Below are 20,874 nucleotides of genomic sequence, written 5' to 3'. Positions count from 1 at the left end.
GGTTGACAATGGAGCCCCTGTCCGATATTCTGTGCCGAGTGAGGTTTTCTATGCCCGCATTTATGCGAGTACGGAAACGTTAATCGTCACAGAAAAACACCCCGGCCGTCAATTCGGCGCGGGGCATTTTTGTGTTCGGGGCCGGGCGGCGGGTCTTTCAGCCGCGTGGCGGTCCTTTCAGAGGACGTCCGCCAGATCCTGCAGCAGCCTGCGCTTCGGACGGGCGCCGACGATGGACTTCACCGGCTCACCGTCCCGGAACACCAGCAGGGTGGGCATCGACAGCACCCCGTACCTGGTCATGATCTCCGGGTTGGTGTCGGCGTCGATCTGCACGATTCTCAGCCGGTCGGCCTCTTCCTCGGCAATGGCGCTCAGTACGGGCGCGAGCTGCCGGCACGGCGGGCACCAGTCGGCGGTGAATTCCACCAGGACCGGCAGACCCGGCCGCATCACGACATCGTCGAAGGTCTCGTCCGTAACGGTGTCGATGCCCTCAGCCTTGATCATTTTTCTTTTCCCCTCCGTCGGGTGATTCCCGCAATTCGTCGGCCGCCGCACCGCCCGCCGTATCGGCTTCGGCGATGCCGCGGTTGAGCGCGCGCGTCAGGTCGCAGGCCGGCTCCGGCGCCCGCGCGGCCTCGGCCCGCGCCAGCTCGGCGCCGACCTGGCCCCGTACCGTACGGAGCTGGTCGATCAGCCCGTCCAGCTCGGCGAGTTTGCGGCGGTAGACGGCGATCGAGTCGGCGCACGAGTCGCCGGCCGGATGCCCGGCGCGCAGACACTCCACGAAGGGCCTGGTCTCCTCCAGCTCGAACCCGAAGTCCTGCAGGGTCCTGATCTGCTGGAGGAGCCGGAGGTCGTCCTCGTCGTACGTGCGGTAACCGTTCACCGAGCGGCGGGCCGACAGCAGCCCCCGTGACTCGTAGTACCGCAGCGTGCGGGTGGTCGTCCCCGCCCGTTCCGCGAGCTCGCCGATTCGCATGTCTTCGACGGTAATCGTTGACGCCGACGTCAAGGCAAGCGTCGGCGTCCGAGCACCGTTACGGGCGCCGGGCACGCTACGGGGGCGGGCGGCGCGACGGGCTGCGCTACGGACTCCGCTACGGGAGGCGGGCGGCCGGGTCGCCCTGGCCCCAGTCCGGGTACGGGACAGGGAGCGCGCTGACCGCGTCCAGCTCCTCGATGTCCTGGTCGGTCAGTACGAGATCGGCCGCCGCCAGGTTCTCGGTGAGCTGGTCGGGGCGCTTGGCGCCGACGATGACGCTCGTGACGCCGGGTCGGGCCAGCACCCAGGCGAGGGCCACCCGGGGCACACCCACATCGTGCCACGCGCAGCGCGTCGACGATGTCGTAACCGCGCTCCAGGTCGACGGGCGGATTGGCGGACTGCGCGCGGCGCGAAGCGGCGTCGGTGTTGCCGTGCCGGTCGACCTTGCCGGAGAGGAAACCGCCGGCCAGCGGGCTCCAGACCAGCGTGCCGACGCCCTGGTCCACGGCCATCGGCAGCAGCTCGCGCTCGATGTCGCGGCCGGCGAGCGAGTAGTACACCTGCTGCGAGACGAACCTGCTGAGCCCGCGCAGGTCGGCGGCGCCCAGGTACTTCATCATCTGCCAGGCGGCCAGGTTGGAAGCGCCGATGTAGCGGATCTTGCCCGCGCGTACGGCGTCGTCCAGCGCGCCCAGCGTCTCCTCGACCGGGGTCAGCGGGTCGAAGCTGTGGATCTGGTAGAGGTCGATGTGGTCGGTGCGGAGCCTGCGCAGGCTGTCTTCGAGCGCCTGGGTGACCCAGAGGCGCGACAGGCCCACCTCGTTGGGGCCGTGGCCCATCCGGACGAACAGCTTCGTGGCCAGCACCACGTCGCGCCTGCGTGCGCCCAGGACCCGGCCCAGGATCTCCTCGGACTCGCCGCCCGCGTACATGTCGGCGGTGTCGATGAGGTTGACGCCGCTGTCGAGCGCCAGCCCGACGAGTTCGCCCGCCGCCTTCTCGTCGAGCGCGCCGAGGACGTTCCAGGGCGGGGTGCCCGCACCGCCGAACGTCATCGTGCCCAGGGCGATCCGGGAGACGAAGGCCCCGGTGGCGCCAAGTCGCTCGTACTGCATGTCGTTCTGCCTTTCATCGGTCGGCCGAGCTGTCGGCCCGGCTCCTTCCGACGCTAGGCACCGACGGGCCGACCGGCCATGATCACGCGTCTAGAAGACTTGCGCGTTCGTCCGGGCCGGGTCCTCGCGCGGATCGTTGTCCGACGGGTGGGGACGGGGGCCGAACCGGTCGCGTGGCTGCTCGGGCGCGGCGGCGGCCGGGTCGTTGCGGTAGCGCGCGGGTGAGACGCCGGTGACCCGCTTGAAGGCGTTGCTGAAGGCGCTCTCCGAGGTGTAACCCCAGTCGGCCGCCACCGCCGCCACGGTCCGCTCCCCGCCGCGCAGCTCCTTGCCCGCTGCCAGGACGCGCCAGCGCTGGAGATAGACGAGCGGCGGCATCCCGACGAGCTGCTTGAACCTGGCGGCGAAACCGGCCCTGGACATGCCCACCTCGCGGCCCAGCTCGGCGACGGTCCAGCGGCGGGCGGCCTGCTGATGCATGACGAGCAGCGCGCCGCCGATGCGGGGGTCGCCGAGCGCCCCGAGCCAGCCGGCGGCGGGCTCCTCGCCCGCGACGAGCGCGCGCATCGCCTGGATGAAGAGGATCTCGGTGAGCCGTGCGGACATGACGGAGGCGCCGAGCCGGACGGCGCCGACCTCCTCGCGGAACAGGGTGAGCAGCGGCTGGATGGCGCGTGCCTGCGGGGTGTCGGCGCGGATGGCGGAGGCGGGCGGCAGACCGCTCAGCAGCAGGGCGACGGTGGCGTCGAGGAAGTGGACACTGCCGGCGATCACCAGGGTCCGGCCTTCGTCGCCGCCCTCTCCGCTGTCGTCGTCGCCTCTGTTGTCGTCGCCGACCCGTACGATCCGGCCGGTGGCGGCGGCGAAGGCCGCTTCGCCGCTGCTCAGCGGCGTTCGCGGGCCGTCACTGAGGACGAACTCCTCGTGGGCGGCGAGCAGGAAGCAGTCGCCCGCGGTCAGCCGCAGCGGTTCGCCGCCGTCGGCGGAGAGCAGGCAGGATCCGGAGAGCACCGCACCGATCTTGATGTGGTCGCGCATCCGGAACCGCAGTCCCCAGCGGCCGCCGGCGTCGAGCCCGGAGAACGAGCCGGTGCGGACGTTCAGCGAGGCGAAGACGTCGGACAGCGGGTCGAGCGGTGGTTCCATGTCACCGAAGGCTACTGCCCGCTCCCACCCTCCGGGCCCGGCGCCGCGTCCGCCGCGTCCGCCGCGAGCTCGCGTACGACATGGGCGAAGCCCTAGCCCCCCGCCCCGCCGGGGTCCGCTTGCCAATGGCGAGAATCCGCCTCGACCTTCCGTTGCTCTGTGTAATCAGCTACACATAGAATGTGTAGCGACGGCGGGGCGACCGGACGAGCTGGAGGCAGGCATGGCACGCGCGTGGGAGGCGGATCCGTCCGCGTTATTCGAGCGACGGCTGGGCAAGTCACCCGTAGAGCTGGGGAACTCCGACGGGAAGGACGAATGCCCGGACATCTGGCAGCTCGACAACGGCGACATCGCGGTGATCGGCAGGGATCTGACTCACGCCTACGCGGCACACATGCCGGACGGGGTGACTCTCGCGACCGACGAGCGGCTGGTCGTCATTCCGGGGAACGTGCTCAGCGCGGCGAAGGCGGACATTCGCGATGCTTAGCCTCTACGATTCGTCAATCGGACCCAGGAACTGGCCGAGCTGAACGTGGTACTGGCCGACGAGGACGGCCGTTCCCTGGTCATCTCGGTCTGTGTGATCGCCGGTACGGCGGGTTCGGGCAAGACCTCGCTCGCGTTGCGCCGGGCGCATCAGGTCAGGCAGCGATTTCCGGACGGGTAGCTCTACGTCAATCTGCGCGGGTGCGACCCCGGTGAACCCGTAACAGCCCAGGAAGCACTGCGCCGCTTTCTGAGCGCACTCGGGGTGCCACCTCGACGCGCATCGGGCAATCGCCCAGTACGCGGACGCCCTCACCGCCTACCAGCGGTCAGCCACCCTTCACCGCCGTCTCGGCAACCGTGGCCGTGAGGCCCTGGCCTGGCACGGCGCCGGTCAGACCTACCACCAGCTGGGCCGCGACGTCGAAGCGGCGAACTTCCACCGGCGCGCCGTCGACGTCCAGCACGAGCTCGGAGACAGCTGGCACGAAGCGCTCGCCCTCGACGGCCTCGCCGTCGCCCTGGCGGACAGCGACCCGGATGCGGCCGGCCGGCATCGCAGGAGGGCCCTGGGACTCATCGCCGACCACGACGATCCCCGGGCCGCCGCGCTACGCGTCCGGCTCGAAGGTGGCGCCGACGCGGCGCGCTGAACCGGTCAGGAGCGTTCGAAGAGCTTGTCGGCGGAGATGCCGAACATCTCGTGGGCCAGGCCGAAGCCGAAGTCCTCGACCAGGCGGCGCTTCCAGGGGCGGGAGACCACGGCGTGGGTGAGTCTGCGGGCGGCTGTCGGGCGGGAGCGGATGGCTGTCGCCAGTTCGCGGGCGCGTGGGAGGAGTTGGGGCGCCGGGAGTACTTCGTTGACCAGGCCGAGTTCCAGGGCCGCTGCCGCGTCGATCGGTTCGCCCGTGTAGAGGTAGTAGGCCGCACGCTTCGCGCCGAGCAGCTCCTGGAGGACCAGGTGCATACCGTCGCCGGGGGCCGCGCCCGCGAGGAGGTGGGAGTCGGCGAACGTGGCCTCTGCCGCGCACAGGGTGATGTCGCACAGCAGCGCTATCTCGGTGTGTCCCGAACCGCTCGGGCCGTTCACGGCCGCGATCGTCGGGATGTCGATACCGGAGATCAGGTTCTCCAGGAGCTTCAGGCCGTCGTAGTACGTGCGGTACGCGTGGTTGTCGGGGTGCGGTTCGCGCATCATCTCCGCGAACCGGGCCCGGTCGACGGGGGCGAGCCAGTGGTCGCCGGTGCCGGTGAGGATGAGCACCTCGTTCTCCGGGTCCCTGCCGACGTCGAGCCAGGCCTGGCCCCAGGCGTTGTGCATGCCCATGCCGTAGGCGGCGGGGCCGCCGTCGGTGTGCATGGTCAGTTCGATCACGCCGTTGGCGCGGCTCATCGTGAAGTAGTCGGCGTACTTCTCGGCGTAGTCGTCGAAGCGCGGAGTGGGCACGTATCGGCCGTTTCGTGCCTGCCAGTCGTCAGGGATTGCCGCCATGGTGACGTCACACCTCGTGTCAAGGGGTCGGAAACGGTTAGGCTGCCATTCGGAGCACTGCTCCGACTATATCCGGAGCACCGCTCCGTCTAGCAACCCCGGAGGCGAACCCCATGGCCGAAACCAGGCGCGCCGACGGCCGCCGTAACTACGAGTTGCTGCTCGACGCGGCCCGTACGGCCTTCGCCGAGTACGGCACCGAGGTCTCGCTCCGCGATGTCGCCCGCCGCGCGGGCGTCGGCATCGGCACGCTCTACCGGCACTTCCCCACCCGCGAGGCGCTCGTCGAGGCGATCATGCGGCGCGGGCTCGACGGCCTGTGCGTACGGGCGGACGAGCTGATGGAGTCGGAGCCGCCCGGCGAGGCGCTGAACAGCTGGCTGGTCGCCTTCTCCGCCAACTCCAGCCGCTACGCGGGCCTGCCGGGCTCGATCCTCGCCGCGATCGACGACGAGACGTCCGAACTCCACCACTCCTGCCACGCCATGCGCACCAAGGCGGCCCAACTACTCGCCCGCGCCCAGCAGGCGGGCGAGGCACGCGGCGACATCACCGCGGGCGAACTGCTCCTGCTCGCGACCGGCGTCGCCTGGGCCGGCCAACAGACCCCGAACAGCGCCGACATGACGGTCCGCCTGCTCGGCCTGGTCAGAACGGGTATCGACCGCGCCTGACCGCCGCCGGGCCGTGCCGTGTGCCGACAGCCGAGTCGGAGGCTCAGCTGTACACGAGAAGGTGGTCACACGTGTTCGTGCCGTCGTGGAGCGACGAGTCGCTGTTGAGGACGTAGAACGCCCCGGCGAATCCCGCAGCCGTCATCTTCGGCACCACGATCAGCGTCTGGTTCGCCATGCTCAGCCCGCTCGGATTCACCACGTACTGCTGCAACAGCGCAAAGAGGTTCATCCCGAGACCGGGCAGCCTGAGGGCTCGGTACGTACGGTCCCCCGACCCGTCCGAGCCCGTGACCGGCACCCGGTTCTGCACGGCGTTCCACTGCGCGGGACTGGTGGCCATGCGTCCCGTCATCTCCAGTTCCTGCAGCCGCCGTTGCGTACTCGCCCGGACGCCGGCCAGGTGAATGTGCAACTGGTTGAGGAACCGGGCGCTCTTCGAATTGATCCCCAGACCGATATTGGGGTATTGAACGGGGACGCCCCCTCCGCTCCGGGCATTTTCCCATGCGTCGTTCCAGTAATTCGGCGCGCCGGAGGTCTCGATGAAGGGGCATTCGATACCGGTGATCCGGCAACTGGGCGTCAGGAGAAAGTTGTGCCGGTTCGACGGCCTGCCGTGCAGGACGACGTAGTCCGGGGTCACCTTCAGACAATCGGGCGGGAACTGCCCGGGGGGCAGCGGCGTGCCTTGCGTGCAGTACTGGACGTCCCGCCACAGCGGATCGTTGTCGGACGGGCTGCCGCAGAGGGGCTGGAGCTGCGCAGGGGGGCAGGTCGGGGCTCCCCCGGGTGGTGGCGTGGGGCACGTGTCGGGCACGGGGTGTGCGGGCGTCGGGGCGGCTGCCGAAGCGGTGCGTCCGGTCGCCGCTCCCGCGCCCGTCAGGAGGGTCGCCGCACCGATGGCGCCGGAGAACGCCACGAACCGGCGCCGAGGCAGTTCGTTCGAATTCTTGTCGTCATTCATGCGTGCTCCTGATTCCGGCCGCGCTGATTTCGCTCACAGGGTAGGGAGCGAGGAGCGGGTTTCCTGTCGTCCGACCCGGCCGGTGTCATGGGTTCCGCCATTCAGCGGCGACCCCGTTGAGCTTTCTCGTTCCCGGTGAATTGCCGACGACCCCGGCCGGACAGAGCGGCGGTCGGACCTTCGCCCGGCTTCACCAGTTCAGTTGCACACCAGGTGACTTGAGCGGGAAGCCGGCCCGGGCCGTACAACATCGTGCGCACCGTCGCCACGCGGGCGCGCCGTCGACGCCGCGAGGTGACCGACAGTGAAGGAGCCGGCCCGGTGAACCGACTGAGCGAAGCGGGGAACGACGTGCCAGGAGACGCCGACCAGGAAGGCGGGGGTACGGGTTCCGACGACCCCCCGGATCCGTCGCGGCCCCCGATCGACCTCGTGACGATCTCCCACACCGTCGACCAGGCGCTCGCCCGGCGCCTCGCGCTTCCCGACCGGGCGTGGGTCGACAGCACGACCGTCAAACTCCGCGGCCACCTGGAGCTGTTGCTGGGAGAGGACCTGGGCGACATCGACACCCCCGAGTCCCGGGCGCTGTACCGCGACGCGTACGCGGTACTCGACCGCACCGCCCGCCCGAACCCCGACACCCCGCCCGGCTACGCCTACGAGCACATGCGCGCCCTGGCGGCGGCCGTACGGCCGGTCGTCGCCGCCTACCGGCTCCGGCACGCCGACGGGTGAGCCGCAGGACAGCGGAACGGCCCGCGCGGAGTGTGGTGCTCCGGGCGGGCCGGTCCCTCGGAGGGCCGGGTGGGGAGGCTGGTCAGGCCCCGGCCTGGGTCTTCGGCTGGGAGGCGCGCGCGTGCTCGATCACTTCGGTGTCGGTGTCCGCGTGCGTGTCACGCTGCTCGGGGACCTCGTCCAGGTCCTTCTCCGGCGTACCGCCGTGCCCCTCGTCCAGCAGGGTCCGTTCGTCGAACGGGATCCGGCCCGCCAGTACTTCGTCCACCCGGGCCCGGTCGATCTCCTTCGTCCACGTACCGACCAGGATCGTGGCGACGGCGTTGCCCGCGAAGTTCGTCAGGGCGCGAGCCTCGCTCATGAAGCGGTCGATGCCGACGATCAGGCCGACGCCGTCGAGCAGTTCGGGGCGGTGGGCCTGGAGGCCGCCCGCGAGGGTGGCGAGACCGGCGCCGCTGACGCCCGCCGCGCCCTTCGAGGCGATGATCATGAAGACGAGGAGCGAGATCTGGTGGCCGATGGACAGCGGCTTGTCGAGTGCCTCGGCGATGAAGATCGAGGCCATCGTCAGATAGATCGCCGTACCGTCGAGGTTGAAGGAATAACCGGTCGGCACGGTGATGCCGACGACGGGCCTGCTGACACCCAGGTGCTCCATCTTCGCGATCAGCCTCGGGAGCGCCGACTCCGACGACGACGTGGACAGGATCAGCAGGAACTCCCGCGCCAGGTACTTGAACAGCAGCAGGATGTTGACGCCTGCGATGGCCCGCAGCAGCGCCCCCAGCACCACGAAGACGAACAGCGCGCAGGTGATGTAGAAGCCGATCATGATGATCGCGAGGGACTTCAGCGCGTCGACGCCCGTCTCCCCCACCACAGCGGCGATGGCACCGAAGGCGCCGATGGGCGCGGCCCACATGACCATCGCCAGCACCCGGAACACCAGGCGCTGGATGTGCTCGACACCGCGCAGGATCGGCTCGCCCGTGCGGCCCATCGCCTGGAGCGCGAAGCCCGACAGCAGTGCGATCAGCAGCGTCTGGAGCACCGAGCCCTCGGTGAAGGCGGAGAGCATCGAGGTCGGGATGATGCCGAGCAGGAAGTCCGTGGTGGAGGTCGAAGCCCCCTCAGCCTGGGTCGTGCCCACATGGCGCGCCGCCTCGGTGAGATGCAGCCCCGAGCCCGGCTCCAGGATGTTCCCTACGACGAGTCCGATGGCGAGGGCCACCGTCGACATCACCATGAAGTAGGCGAGCGAGAGCCCGCCGACGGCGCCGACCTTCGCCGCCTTGCGGACCGATCCGACGCCCAGCACGATCGTGCAGAAGATGATCGGCGAGATCATCATCGTGATGAGGCTGACGAAGCCCGTGCCGATCGGTTTGAGTTCGACCGCGACCCCCGGGGCCGCGAAGCCCACCAGGATGCCGAGGCCGACGGCCACGACCACCGCTATGTACAGAAAGTGCGTACGGTCCCGCCCTCTTGCGGCCACGGGTCCTCCTCGACTCGTCCCTGCTGCACCCCCTGTCCCGAGGGGGCCGCCCCCCGTCCCGAGGGGTCCCGGCGACTATCCACCACGGTGTGACGCCGGTCACCCTTACGTTCATTTCGTTCATACGATTCCGGCCAGGCACACTGAGCCCCATGCATCTGCCACGTCCGCGCAGCCTCGCCGGCCAGCTCTTCGCGATGCAGGCCGTGCTGGTCGCGGCCATCGTGGCGGGGTGCGCCGTCTTCGCGTACCTCACCGACCGGGACCAGGCCGACGAGACGGCGCGCAGGCAGGTGACGTCCGCAGCGCGCGCGGTGGCTGATTCGCCCTCTGTACGGGACGCCGTCCGCACCCCCGACCCGACCGGGCCGCTCCAGCCGTACGCGGAGCGGGTACGGCGCGACACGGGTGTCGACTTCATCACCATCATGAGTCCGCGGGGCATCCGCTGGACGCACCCCGATCCGCTGCAGATAGGCCGGCCCTTCCTCGGCAGCACGGCGGCCGCGCTGCGCGGCCACACCTTCACCGAGACCTACACCGGCACGCTCGGCCCCTCCATCCGCGTCGTCACCCCCATCAGGGACGGCAGCCGGATCACCGGCCTGGTCAGCGTCGGCATCACCGTCGACCGGATCTCCAGCCAGGTCACCCACCAGGTCAAGATCCTGATCCTGTCGGCCGCGGGCGCGCTGGCGCTCGGCGCGCTCGGTACGTACGTCATCAACGCGCGGCTGCGCCGCCACACCCACGGCATGAACGCCACCGAACTCAGCAGGATGCACGACTACCACCAGGCGGCGCTGCACGCCGTACGCGAGGGGCTGTTGATGCTCGACGGCGCGCGCAGGATCGCCCTCATCAACGACGGCGGCCGGGAACTGCTCGGCCTCGACGAGTCCGCCGTCGGCCGGCCCGTCGCCGAACTCGGCCTGCCCACACCGCTCACCGGTGCGCTGCTCGCCTCCGAACCACGCGTGGACGAGGTGCACTTGAGCGACGAGCGGATCGTCGTCGTGAACACCCGCCCGGTGGTCGGCGGCGAACGGCACGGCACGGTCGTCACGTTGCGCGACCACACCGAACTCCAGGCGCTCTCGGGCGAGTTGGACTCGGAGCGCGGCTTCACCCAGGCCCTGCGCTCGCAGGCGCACGAGGCGGCGAACCGGCTGCACACCGTGGTCTCCCTCATCGAACTCGGCCGGGTGGAACAGGCGGTGGAGTTCGCCACGGCCGAACTGGAACTGGCCCAGGCCCTCACCGACCAGGTCGTCGGCTCGGTCGGCGAACCCGTGCTCGCCGCGCTGCTCCTCGGCAAGGCGGCCCAAGCCAACGAACGCGGAGTCGAGTTGGTGCTCGCCGACGACAGCCGCATCGACGACGGCGTACTGCCCGCGACCCTGCCGGCCCGCGATCTGGTGACCATCCTCGGCAATCTCATCGACAACGCCGTGGACGCGGCGCAGGGCGGTGACAGCCCGGCCGGCGCCCGGGTCACCGTCACCGCGCTGGTCGACGACGGCGAACTGCGCCTCGCCGTAAGGGACACCGGCGCCGGCGTCGACCCCGAGTCCGTCGAGGAGGTCTTCCGCCGCGGCTGGTCGACCAACGGGCCCGGTCGCGGCCTCGGCCTCGCGCTCGTACGGCAGGCCGTGCACCGCGCGCACGGCACCGTGGTCCTCGCCCCGGGACCCGACGGCGGGGCGGAGTTCACCGTACGGCTGCCGCTCCTCACGTCCGGCGCCCTGCGGGTGACCTCATGAGCGCGCCCGCCATCCGCGTCCTCATCGTGGAGGACGACCCCGTCGCCGCCGACGCACACCAGCTGTACGTCGGCCGGGTCCCCGGCTTCGCCGTCGCGGGCGTCGCCCACTCCCGCGCCGAGGCGGCCCGGCTGCTGGAACGCGCCGACATCGACCTCATCCTGCTCGACCTCTACCTCCCGGACGGCCACGGCCTGTCCCTGCTCCGCGCCCTGCGGGCGGGCGGCCACCACGCCGACGTCATCGCCGTCACCTCGGCGCGTGACCTCGCGGTGGTCAGGGAGGGTGTGTCACTCGGCGTCGTCCAGTACGTACTGAAGCCCTTCGCCTTCGCCACCCTGCGCGACCGGCTCACCCGCTACGCCGAGTTCCGCGCGGCGGCGGGCGAGGCGAGCGGCCAGGACGAGGTGGACCGCGCGCTCGGCGCGCTCCGCTCCCCCGAACCGGCCGCCCTGCCCAAGGGACTGAGCGCCCCGACGCTCTCCGCGGTGACCCGCACCCTGCGCTCCTCGCCCGCCGGTCTGACCGCCGCCGAGGCCGGCGCGGCGCTCGGCATCTCCCGGATCACGGCGCGCCGTTACCTGGAACACCTCGTCACGGAGGGACGCGCGGGCCGCAGCCCCCAGTACGGTCAGATCGGCCGCCCCGAGCTCCAGTACCGCTGGCTGAGTGCCCCGCGCTGAGCGTTTTGGGGTAGGACGTTCCTACGACATGTGCCGTTGTTCGAACACACGGTAGTCGCGGCGGGTGATCCACCTCTACGGTGTGCCCGTGCAGTCACCCACTTCCTCGCCGCCCTTCGACGCCCAAGCCGCCCGCCGACTGCGCGAGGCGCTGGGCTGGGCGACCGGCCACGTCGCGTACGGCCTGCAGGCCCAGTACGGCCTCCATGACACCTCCGCCGACACCGTGGCCGCGTGGGAACGCGGCCTCGCCGTCCCCACGTCACGCGAACTCACCGCGCTCGCCGGTGTGTTGTGGTGTTCGGTCGGCGAGCTGCTGGCGTCGGCGTCCACGCTGAAGGAGCACCGGCTGTCCCGGGGCCTCCCGGCGGAGGACCTGGCGCGCCAGGTCGGCCTCGACACGACGTCGTACGTACGCATGGAGGAGTCCGGCCGCTGGCGCGGCAACGAACGCCAGACCGTGGCCCTGGCGGCGGCGCTGTCCCTGACCCCGCGCGAGCTGCTGACGGCGACGGGCCGGGACGAGGAACTGGCGACGGCGCTGCGCTCGGCGGCGACGACGCGGTGGCAGGGGTACGTCCGCCCGGTGACGAAGCTGCTGCCGATGCCACGCGAGGCGGTGGAGGCGGCGCTGGAGCGCCTGCACGCGGACTACCAGTCGCGGATGGTCCCGACGCTGGGGTGGGGCGGCTCGGCGAACGCGGGCGAGGAGGGGGAGGCGTTCTTGACGTCGATACTGGCGCGCTTCTGGGAACGGGTCTGACCGTCCGGGTTGCGGGTTTTGGTTGCGGTGGTTGCCGGGTGTCGTTCCGGGGTCGTGTCCTGCGCTGCATGATTTACGGCGCGTACTCCCGAGACGCGGAGCCACCGCCGAGATGCGCCACAAATCACGCTCTACGCTCCGGACACCACCCCTGCACGACCCCCTTCAGCCCCCAGCCCACGGCCCACGGGACGGCTACCCGGACCCGCTGCCCGCAGGGCACCGCTCACCCGCGCTGACGCGGGCGGGTGTGGGCGACCGCCGGACGGGAGGGGGCCGGGGCCGGAGGAGGGGGGTGTCCGGACGTAAAGCGAAGGAGCTCATGCGACAAGCAGTCCGGACACCCCCCTCCGCAGGACCCGGACACCGGCACCAGACGACGACAACCGCAACCCAGACCCGCACACCGCAAGGACGGCAAGAGGCCTAGAAGACCGACTCCGCCTCGTACATCCTGTTCTCCGGCACCGTCTTCAGCTGGGTCACGGCCTCCGCCAGCGGCACCATCTGGATCGTCGTCCCCCGCAGCGCCGCCATCCGGCCGAACTCGCCCCGGTGCACCGCCTCCACCGCGTGCCAGCCGAAGCGCGTCGCCAGGACGCGGTCGTACGCCGTCGGCGTGCCGCCTCGCTGGACGTGGCCCAGGATGACCGGGCGGGCCTCCTTGCCCATGCGGTGTTCCAGCTCCGCCGCCAGGCGGTTGCCGATGCCCACGAAGCGCTCGTGGCCGAACTGGTCGATCTCGCCCTTGCCGTACTCCATCGAGCCCGTCGCCGGATGCGCGCCCTCGGCCACGCAGATCACCGCGAACTTCTTGCCGCGCTGGAAGCGCTCCTCGACCATCTTGACCAGGCTGTCCACCTCGAAGGGCCGCTCCGGCAGGCAGATGCCGTGCGCGCCGCCCGCCATGCCGGACTCCAGGGCGATCCAGCCGGCGTGCCGGCCCATGACCTCGACGACCATCACGCGCTGGTGCGACTCCGCCGTCGTCTTCAGGCGGTCGATGGCTTCCGTCGCGACCATGACGGCCGTGTCGAAGCCGAACGTGCGGTCGGTGGAGTAGATGTCGTTGTCGATCGTCTTCGGTACGCCCACGACGGGCATGCCCGCGTCGGACAGCAGGCGCGCCGCCGTCAGCGTGCCCTCGCCGCCGATGGGGATGAGCGCGTCGATGCCGTAGCGCCGGGCCAGCTCCGCGCAGTTCTCGGCGGCTTCGCGCAGCCGGCCGCGCTCCAGGCGGGCCGAGCCGAGGATGGTGCCGCCACGGGCGAGGATGCCGCTGACGTCGTCGAGGTCCAGCGGCCGGTAGTGGCCGTCGAGCAGGCCCTTGAAGCCGTCCTCGAAGCCGATGACCTCGTCTCCGTGCCCGGTCATCGCCCGGTGCACGATCGACCGGATCACTGCGTTCAGGCCAGGGCAGTCGCCGCCTGCGGTGAGAATTCCGATACGCATCGTGCTGTATCTCCTGCGCGCTAGTGCTGTGCTTTTCTGGGAACGAGCCAGCTTTGATCCTCCCACGCGGGATCGTGAGTATGCGCATCCGCCCTTACCAGGGTTTGCGCGTGACCGCTATATACACTTGTGGAGGCATTGTCAAGGGAGGCGGACGGCCGTGCCGCCCCGGGCCGACACACGAACCGAACGACACGAACACCGAACGAGGAGAGCACCGCGTGACGCGCAGCGTGTACGTGACCGGGATCGACCGCGGAGACGGCCGGCAGGTCGTCGAGCTGGGGGTGATGGAGCTGCTGACCCGGCAGGTGGACCGGGTCGGGGTGTTCCGGCCGCTGGTGCACGACGGTCCGGACCGGATGTTCGACCTGCTGCGCACCCGCTACCGGCTGGCGCAGGATCCGTCGACCGTCTTCGGCCTCGACTACGGCGCCGCCTCCGCGCTGCAGGCCGAGCGCGGTACGGACGAGCTGGTGTCCCGGCTGGTGGAGGGGTTCCACCGGGTCGCGCGCGAGTACGACGTCGTGCTGGTGCTGGGGTCGGACTTCGCCGGCACCCAGCTGCCCGACGAGCTGGCGCTCAACGCCCGGCTCGCCAACGAGTTCGGCGCCTCGGTGATCGCGGTGGTGGGCGGCAAGGACCAGAGCGCCGAGTCGGTACGGGCCGAGGCGCGCAACGCGCACCGCGCGTACGAGGTGCTGGGCTGCGACGTGCTGACGATAATGGTCAACCGCGTCGCGGCCGACGACCGGGAGGCCATCGCGGCGGGGCTGGAAACGCAGCTGCCGGTGCCCAGTTACGTCCTGCCGGACGATCCGGCGCTGGCGGCGCCGACCGTGGCGCAGATCACCCGGGCACTGGGCGGAACGGTCCTGCTGGGTGACGAGTCGGGGCTCGCCAGGGACGCGCTGGGGTTCGTGTTCGGCGGGGCGATGCTGCCGAACTTCCTCGGGGCGCTGACCCCGGGCTGTCTGGTGGTCACGCCGGGCGACCGCGCGGACATCGTGGTCGGCGCGCTGGCCGCGCACTCGGCGGGGACGCCGCCCATCGCCGGGCTGCTGCTGACCCTGGACGAGCGGCCGGACGACGCGGTGCTGACGCTGGCCGCGCGGCTCGCGCCCGGTACGCCCGTGGTGTCGGTGGCCGGCGGGTCTTTCGCGACGGCGGCCGAACTGTTCACCTTCGAGGGGAAGTTGAGCGCCGCCACGCCGCGTAAGGCGGAGACGGCGCTGGGGCTGTTCGAGCGGCACGTGGACACCGCTGATCTGCTGGCGCGGATGTCGGTCGCCCGCAGCGGCCATGTCACGCCGATGATGTTCGAGCGCGATCTGCTGGACCAGGCGCGCGCGTCGCGGCGCCGGATCGTGCTGCCCGAGGGCGCCGAGGAGCGGGTGCTGCGGGCGGTGGACGTGCTGCTGCGGCGGGACGTGTGTGATCTGACGCTGCTGGGTGACGTGGACACCATCCGGAAGAAGGCCGCCGATCTCGGTATCGACCTGGGCGCGGCGCAGTTGATCGACCCGGCCAGGTCGGAGCTGCGCAAGGAGTTCGCGGCGCGGTACGCGAAGCTGCGGGCGCACCGGGGGGTGACGGTGGAGCTGGCGTACGACGTGGTCGCCGATGTGAACTACTTCGGCACGCTGATGGTGCGCGAGGGCCTGGCCGACGGCATGGTGTCGGGCTCGGTGCACTCGACGGCGGCGACGATCCGGCCGGCCTTCGAGATCATCCGGACGAAGGAGGGCGCCTCCATAGTCTCCTCGGTGTTCTTCATGTGCCTCGCCGACCGGGTGCTGGTGTACGGCGACTGCGCGGTCAACCCGGACCCGAACGCGGAGCAGTTGGCCGACATCGCGGTGCAGGCGGCGGCGACGGCCGCGCGGTTCGGGGTCGAGCCGAGGATCGCGATGCTGTCGTACTCGACGGGTACGTCGGGTACGGGCGCCGACGTAGACAAGGTGCGGGAGGCGACGGCGCTGGTGCGCGCGGCCCGGCCGGATCTGCGGATCGAGGGCCCGATCCAGTACGACGCGGCCGTGGAGCCTTCGGTCGCCGCGACGAAGCTGCCCGACTCGGAGGTGGCGGGGCAGGCGACGGTGCTGATCTTCCCGGACCTGAACACCGGCAACAACACGTACAAGGCCGTGCAGCGTTCGGCGGGCGCCGTGGCCGTGGGCCCGGTGCTCCAGGGGCTGCGCAAGCCGGTCAACGACCTGTCACGCGGCGCCACGGTGCAGGACATCGTCAACACGGTCGCCATTTCGGCGATCCAGGCGCAGGACGAGACAGAATGACCGCCCATGCCCCGTCGGAAGGCACCCAGGCTGTGACCGCCACCCGTGTTCTCGTGCTCAACTCCGGTTCCTCGTCGGTCAAGTACCAGCTGCTCGACATGCGGGACAGCTCCCGGCTCGCGACGGGGCTCGTCGAGCGCATCGGGGAGCGCGCCTCGCGTCTGGTGCACACGCCGGCGCACGGCGAGCGCCGGGAGCGTACGGAACAGGTCGCCGATCACGCGGCCGCGCTGAAGGCCGTCGCCGAGGAGCTGCGGCAGGACGGTCTGGGCATCGAGTCGCCCGAGCTGGTGGCGTTCGGCCACCGGGTGGTGCACGGCGGGCCGAAGTTCACCGAGCCGACCGTGGTGGACGACGACGTGCTGGCGGAAATCGAGCGGCTGGTGCCGCTGGCGCCGCTGCACAGCCCGGCCAACATCACCGGCATCAGGACGGCCCGCGCGCTGCGCCCCGACCTGCCGCAGGTCGCCGTGTTCGACACGGCCTTCCACGCGACGATGCCGGAGTCCGCGTACCGGTACGCGGTGGACGTGCGGACGGCCGACGCGTACGACGTCCGCAGGTACGGCTTCCACGGCACCTCGCACGCGTACGTCTCGCGCCGGGCGGCCGAGCTGCTCGGCAAGGACCCGTCCGAGGTGAATGTCATCGTGCTGCATCTGGGCAACGGCGCCTCGGCCTCCGCGGTGGCCGGCGGCCGGTGCGTGGACACGTCGATGGGGCTGACCCCGCTGGAGGGCCTGGTGATGGGAACGCGTTCCGGCGACATCGACCCGGCCGTGATCTTCCATCTGGCGCGGGTCGGCGGGATGTCGGTTGACGAGATCGATGAACTTCTGAACAAGAGAAGTGGACTGACCGGCCTCTGCGGGGACAACGACATGCGCGAGATCCGCCGCAGGATCGACGCGGGTGACGCGGCGGCGCGGCTCGCCTTCGACATCTACATCCACCGGCTGAAGAAGTACATCGGCGCTTATACGGCGGTCCTGGGGCGGGTGGACGCCGTCGTGTTCACCGCGGGCGTCGGGGAGAACGCGGCGGAGGTGCGGGAGGCCGCCGTCGCTGGTCTGGACACCCTGGGCATCGCGGTGGACGCCGGGCGCAATACCGTACGTTCCGACGTGCCCCGGCTCGTCTCGCCGGACGGTTCCAGGGTGGCGGTGGCCGTGGTGCCGACGGACGAGGAACTGGAGATCGCACGGCAGACCTTCGCACTGGTCGGCGAGGATCGAACAGTCGACGCCTGAGCGCCCTCCCGCCCATTTGTATCTTCCACCAGTCGGAATATTCCGCGCCGAAACAAACCGATAGGATCCGCCTCATGCGCCGTTCCAAAATCGTCTGCACACTGGGCCCAGCCGTCGACTCCTACGAGCAGCTGAAGTCGCTCATCGAGGCCGGCATGAATGTGGCCCGCCTGAACATGAGTCACGGGAGCCACCCGGAGCACGAGGAGCGGTACCACCGCGTCCGGAAGGCGGCGGCCGACACCGGCCGCGCCGTCGGTGTGATGGTGGACCTCCAGGGCCCCAAGATCCGCCTGGAGACCTTCGCCGAGGGACCCGTCGAGCTGGTACGCGGTGACGAGTTCACCATCACCACCGAGGACGTCCCCGGTGACAAGGCAATCTGCGGCACCACCTACAAGGGGCTGCCGGGCGACGTCACCAAGGGCGACCCGATCCTGATCAACGACGGCAACGTGGAGCTGCGGGTCGTCGCCGTCGAGGGTCCGCAGGTCAAGACCATCGTCATCGAGGGCGGTGTCATCTCCGACCACAAGGGCATCAACCTGCCCGGCACGGCCGTCAACGTCCCCGCGCTGTCCGAGAAGGACGTCGAGGACCTGCGGTTCGGGCTGCGGATGGGCTGCGACATGGTCGCGCTGTCCTTCGTCAGGGACGCCCACGACATCAACGACGTGCACAAGGTGATGGACGAGGAGGGCCGCCGGGTCCCCGTCATCGCCAAGGTCGAGAAGCCGCAGGCCGTCGCCAACATGGAGGGTGTCGTCGCGGCTTTCGACATCATCATGGTGGCCCGTGGTGACCTGGCCGTCGAGTATCCGCTCGAAAAGGTCCCGATGGTGCAGAAGCGCCTCATCGAGCTGTGCCGCCGCAACGCCAAGCCGGTGATCGTGGCGACCCAGATGATGGAGTCGATGATCACCAACTCGCGGCCCACCCGCGCCGAGGCGTCCGACGTCGCCAACGCGATCCTGGACGGTGCCGACGCGGTCATGCTGTCCGCCGAGTCCTCGGTCGGCGCATACCCGATCGAGACGGTCAAGACGATGTCGAAGATCGTCGTCGCCGCCGAGGAGGAGCTGCTCTCCAAGGGGCTCCAGCCGCTGGTGCCCGGCAAGAAGCCGCGTACCCAGGGCGGTTCGGTGGCCCGCGCGGCGTGCGAGATCGCCGACTTCCTGGACGGCAAGGCGCTGGTCGCCTTCACCCAGTCCGGCGACACGGCCCGCAGGCTGTCCCGCTACCGCGCCTGTCAGCCGATCCTGGCCTTCACCACGGACGAGTCGACCCGTAACCAGCTCGCGCTGAGCTGGGGCGTCGAGTCGTTCATCGTGCCGTGGGTGAAGAGCACCGACGAGATGGTCGACCTGGTCGAGGTCGAGATGCTCAAGCTCAAGCGCTACAACGAGGGCGACACGTTCGTCATCACGGCGGGCTCGCCCCCCGGCGTCCCCGGCACCACGAACATGGTCCGGGTGCACCACCTGGGCGGCACGGGCCGCGACTGACCCGGCGCCGTACGGCGAGTGGCCCGCACCCTGGCTTCAGGGTGCGGGCCACTGCCGTCACCACGGCTCCCGCGGGGGTCCGTCGTCGACTGCCGGCGAGCGGTCAGTCGATGTAGTTGTGCAGCCCGGGGATGGTGAGCGTGCCGCCGAACTGGCCGGCCTGGGTCACCGTCGCGTTGGTGAAGATGGCGGTCGGCACCTGGATCGGCGGCGGGAAGGACGGGCTGAACGTGATCGGGATCAGTCCGAACAGGTTGCCCGACAGCTTCTCGGTGTACAGCGTGACCTTGCCGCCGCGGATGGTGGACGTGGAGCCCGGAGCCGCCTTCACATGGCCCGTCTTGCCGTTCGGGTAGACGACGGACTGGTCCAGGTCCCCGATGTCGATGCTGTCGGCCGTGAACTTCATGACCTTCTTCAGCCGCTGGTCGTACGTCCTGACCTCTTTGATGCCCTCGTACTTCAGCCCGGTCAGCTTGAGGTTGCTGCTGCGCAGCGTCCAGGGGTCGTTGGGCAGCAGCGGGATGCCCTCCTCCTGGGTGGCGTCGGCGAGCGCCTTCGGGTCGGCCGTCGGGCAGGGGAAGCGCTCCTTGCCGTCCGCGCCCTTGGGGATGTCGTCGTCCTTGCCGGGGGTGGTGCCCTTGACGTCGTCGCCCAGGTCCTCGACCTCGGCGCCTGCCTTGCCCGCCGCGTCCCTGATCGCCTTCTCCGTACCGCCCACGGTGTCCCCGACGGCGTCGCCGGCCTTGCCGACCGTGTCGCCCACCGGGTTGTCCGGCTTCGGTTTCGACGGGGCGCTGGTGGAGGGGTCCGGCTTCGGGGTGGCCGAAGCGCTCGGCTCGGGGTCGTCCGACGCCTTGGAGCCGCCGCCCAGCAGGCCGCCGATCAGCCCGCCGAGTCCGAGCGGGTCCAGGTCGACCTTGCTCTTGTCCGTGTCCTCGTCGGCCGAAGGGGCCTTCTCCGCCGGGGTCTTGTCCGCCGACGCCTTGTCCTCGTCGGACCCGGAGTCCGAGGCGGACGCGCTGGACGACGGCTTCGGCTCGCTGCCCTCGTCGTCGTCCCCGCCGTTCGCCGAACCGCTCGCCGACGGCGTGGGGCCGGGCGACGCGGAGTCGCCTGGCTTCTGCCCGTCCGAGGCGGAGGGCGAAGGCGAGGAGGAAGCGGATTCGCTCGGCTCGTCGGAACGGGTCACACACGGGCCCGGCGCGTACGGGATGTCCTTGTTGGAGTCCGCCAGCGCGAGCCTCGGGGTCAGCCCCATGCCCACGAAGACCGCCGTGGGCACGGCGGCGAGCGCCATGGCCTTGCCCGCGGGTATCTGGAGCTTGGTCAGGAGGGACTTCCTGGGGGCCGCGTGGCGCGGCCCTCCTCTGACCCGGAGACCGTCCGCCCCGGCCGTGACCGGCTGCGCTTCGTCACCCCGCACTGTTCCTCCCACCGTAGGCATGGGCTGTCGTATCCGGCACGTTCGGGTTCTCCCCGTCACGCGGACCGGGACCGTACGAGGCGGGGAAGTAGGGATCGGCGGCGCTGTCGCCCGGGGCCGCGCCGTCGGGCCCCGCACCGCCCGGGAGTCCGCCTCCGGGCTCGGGCGCCTGCTGGGGGATGTCGGGCCGTACGGTCGGCTCGGCAGGCTGCGGCGGCGCCCAGGCGATCGACAGGGCTCCGCCGATCAGCGCGCAGAGGAAGCCGATGACGAAGCCGCCGATGTTGGAGATCGGTATCGAGACCAGGCCCAGCAGGATCGTGGCGATGCCGGCGAACACCCGCACGATGCTGTGGAACCACATCGTCAGCCCCAGTGTCACCAGCAGCACACCGATGATCAGCGAGCCGGCGCCCGCGGTGGTGGCCATGGCCAGCGTCAGATTACCGAGGTGCAGATGTGCGTACGGGAAGTAGGCGATGGGCAGACCGCTGAACAGGGTGAACAGGCCGGCCCAGAACGGCCGGGTGCCCCGCCAGGCGCGGAAACGCAGCCGCCAGTACGTGAATCCGCCGCTGCGGTGCGAAGACTCGGCGCTCATGGAAAACAGCTCCCTGGAACC

At 70.5% G+C, this 20,874-nt stretch carries 18 protein-coding genes and 2 pseudogenes; 10 read left to right on the top strand and 10 right to left on the bottom strand.

Translation table 11 applies throughout. The features are described from left to right. Positions 1-177: 177 nt before the first annotated feature. The 4 genes and pseudogenes from OHS57_RS26655 to OHS57_RS26640 all read right to left on the bottom strand — a co-directional run bounded on the left by OHS57_RS26655 (position 178) and on the right by OHS57_RS26640 (position 3,252). A complete protein-coding gene (locus tag OHS57_RS26655) occupies positions 178-510 on the bottom strand; it encodes a thioredoxin family protein (RefSeq protein WP_041984217.1) in 333 nt (110 codons plus the stop codon). A gap of 97 nt (positions 511-607) precedes the next feature. Beyond that, positions 608-985, bottom strand: a pseudogene (locus OHS57_RS26650) (MerR family transcriptional regulator); the annotation flags it as partial. Positions 986-1,103: 118 nt separating this feature from the next. Further along, positions 1,104-2,046: pseudogene (locus OHS57_RS26645) on the bottom strand (aldo/keto reductase). Between the two features lie 150 nt (positions 2,047-2,196). Further along, positions 2,197-3,252 carry an AraC family transcriptional regulator gene (locus tag OHS57_RS26640; RefSeq protein ID WP_328583576.1) on the bottom strand — a complete coding sequence of 352 codons (1,056 nt, stop codon included), beginning with the start codon at positions 3,250-3,252 and terminating at the stop codon, positions 2,197-2,199. A gap of 223 nt (positions 3,253-3,475) precedes the next feature. On the opposite strand from OHS57_RS26640, the gene OHS57_RS26635 reads away from it, so the two are divergent. Both OHS57_RS26635 and OHS57_RS26630 read left to right on the top strand, forming a co-directional pair. Beyond that, complete coding sequence (locus OHS57_RS26635; protein ID WP_041984221.1) at positions 3,476-3,745, top strand: hypothetical protein; 270 nt, start codon at positions 3,476-3,478, stop codon at positions 3,743-3,745. Positions 3,746-4,034: 289 nt separating this feature from the next. Beyond that, positions 4,035-4,397 carry a tetratricopeptide repeat protein gene (locus OHS57_RS26630; RefSeq protein WP_328585175.1) on the top strand — a complete coding sequence of 121 codons (363 nt, stop codon included), beginning with the start codon at positions 4,035-4,037 and terminating at the stop codon, positions 4,395-4,397. Positions 4,398-4,402: 5 nt separating this feature from the next. On the opposite strand, the gene OHS57_RS26625 is transcribed toward OHS57_RS26630, so the two are convergent. Further along, positions 4,403-5,236, bottom strand: a complete 834-nt coding sequence (locus OHS57_RS26625) for an enoyl-CoA hydratase/isomerase family protein (RefSeq protein ID WP_328583575.1) — start codon at positions 5,234-5,236, stop codon at positions 4,403-4,405. 113 nt (positions 5,237-5,349) lie between these two features. Between OHS57_RS26625 and OHS57_RS26620 the strand changes: the two genes are divergently transcribed. Continuing rightward, on the top strand, positions 5,350-5,910 hold the full coding sequence (locus OHS57_RS26620) for a TetR/AcrR family transcriptional regulator (protein WP_328583574.1): 561 nt from the start codon (positions 5,350-5,352) through the stop codon (positions 5,908-5,910). A gap of 43 nt (positions 5,911-5,953) precedes the next feature. Here the strand turns inward: OHS57_RS26620 and OHS57_RS26615 are convergent, their stop codons facing one another. Then, complete coding sequence (locus OHS57_RS26615; protein WP_328583573.1) at positions 5,954-6,877, bottom strand: CDP-diacylglycerol diphosphatase; 924 nt, start codon at positions 6,875-6,877, stop codon at positions 5,954-5,956. Positions 6,878-7,198: 321 nt separating this feature from the next. Between OHS57_RS26615 and OHS57_RS26610 the strand changes: the two genes are divergently transcribed. Continuing rightward, positions 7,199-7,615 (top strand): DUF6415 family natural product biosynthesis protein, encoded by a 417-nt coding sequence (locus OHS57_RS26610; protein WP_078863408.1) that lies wholly within the window; start codon positions 7,199-7,201, stop codon positions 7,613-7,615. 82 nt (positions 7,616-7,697) lie between these two features. Here the strand turns inward: OHS57_RS26610 and OHS57_RS26605 are convergent, their stop codons facing one another. Then, the gene (locus OHS57_RS26605) at positions 7,698-9,113 is read right to left on the bottom strand and encodes a cation:dicarboxylate symporter family transporter (protein ID WP_328583572.1); all 1,416 of its coding nucleotides are present in this window, start codon (positions 9,111-9,113) and stop codon (positions 7,698-7,700) included. 152 nt (positions 9,114-9,265) lie between these two features. Between OHS57_RS26605 and OHS57_RS26600 the strand changes: the two genes are divergently transcribed. From OHS57_RS26600 to OHS57_RS26590, 3 genes are all read left to right on the top strand, one after another. Then, positions 9,266-10,876: a sensor histidine kinase gene (locus tag OHS57_RS26600; RefSeq protein WP_328583571.1), complete on the top strand. Its 1,611-nt coding sequence runs from the start codon at positions 9,266-9,268 to the stop codon at positions 10,874-10,876. After that, positions 10,873-11,559, top strand: a complete 687-nt coding sequence (locus tag OHS57_RS26595) for a response regulator (RefSeq protein ID WP_328583570.1) — start codon at positions 10,873-10,875, stop codon at positions 11,557-11,559. The genes OHS57_RS26600 and OHS57_RS26595 overlap by 4 nt, the downstream gene beginning before the upstream one ends. 67 nt (positions 11,560-11,626) lie before the next feature. After that, complete coding sequence (locus OHS57_RS26590) at positions 11,627-12,322, top strand: helix-turn-helix domain-containing protein (RefSeq protein ID WP_041995072.1); 696 nt, start codon at positions 11,627-11,629, stop codon at positions 12,320-12,322. Positions 12,323-12,748: 426 nt separating this feature from the next. On the opposite strand, the gene OHS57_RS26585 is transcribed toward OHS57_RS26590, so the two are convergent. Further along, positions 12,749-13,774 carry an ATP-dependent 6-phosphofructokinase gene (locus OHS57_RS26585; RefSeq protein WP_041984233.1) on the bottom strand — a complete coding sequence of 342 codons (1,026 nt, stop codon included), beginning with the start codon at positions 13,772-13,774 and terminating at the stop codon, positions 12,749-12,751. Positions 13,775-13,995: 221 nt separating this feature from the next. On the opposite strand from OHS57_RS26585, the gene pta reads away from it, so the two are divergent. The 3 genes from pta (at position 13,996) to pyk (ending at position 18,826) form a co-directional block, all read left to right on the top strand. Next, the gene (gene pta / locus OHS57_RS26580) at positions 13,996-16,071 is read left to right on the top strand and encodes a phosphate acetyltransferase (protein ID WP_041984235.1); all 2,076 of its coding nucleotides are present in this window, start codon (positions 13,996-13,998) and stop codon (positions 16,069-16,071) included. After that, a complete protein-coding gene (locus OHS57_RS26575; RefSeq protein ID WP_328583569.1) occupies positions 16,068-17,321 on the top strand; it encodes an acetate kinase in 1,254 nt (417 codons plus the stop codon). The genes pta and OHS57_RS26575 overlap by 4 nt, the downstream gene beginning before the upstream one ends. A gap of 74 nt (positions 17,322-17,395) precedes the next feature. Next, positions 17,396-18,826 (top strand): pyruvate kinase, encoded by a 1,431-nt coding sequence (pyk, locus tag OHS57_RS26570; RefSeq protein ID WP_041984237.1) that lies wholly within the window; start codon positions 17,396-17,398, stop codon positions 18,824-18,826. Positions 18,827-18,929: 103 nt separating this feature from the next. Here the strand turns inward: pyk and OHS57_RS26565 are convergent, their stop codons facing one another. Further along, entirely contained in the window at positions 18,930-20,252 is a 1,323-nt protein-coding gene (locus OHS57_RS26565) for a hypothetical protein (RefSeq protein WP_328583568.1), read from the bottom strand. Beyond that, on the bottom strand, positions 20,242-20,853 hold the full coding sequence (locus tag OHS57_RS26560; RefSeq protein ID WP_328583567.1) for a DUF6114 domain-containing protein: 612 nt from the start codon (positions 20,851-20,853) through the stop codon (positions 20,242-20,244). Before OHS57_RS26560 ends, OHS57_RS26565 begins: the two co-directional genes overlap by 11 nt. Positions 20,854-20,874: the final 21 nt, after the last annotated feature.

The organism is Streptomyces sp. NBC_00370, from assembly GCF_036084755.1.
In the GTDB taxonomy this organism is placed as follows: domain Bacteria; phylum Actinomycetota; class Actinomycetes; order Streptomycetales; family Streptomycetaceae; genus Streptomyces.
The sequence above is the reverse complement of the archived record's forward strand: the minus strand, read 5'-3'. Positions and strand labels throughout refer to the sequence as shown.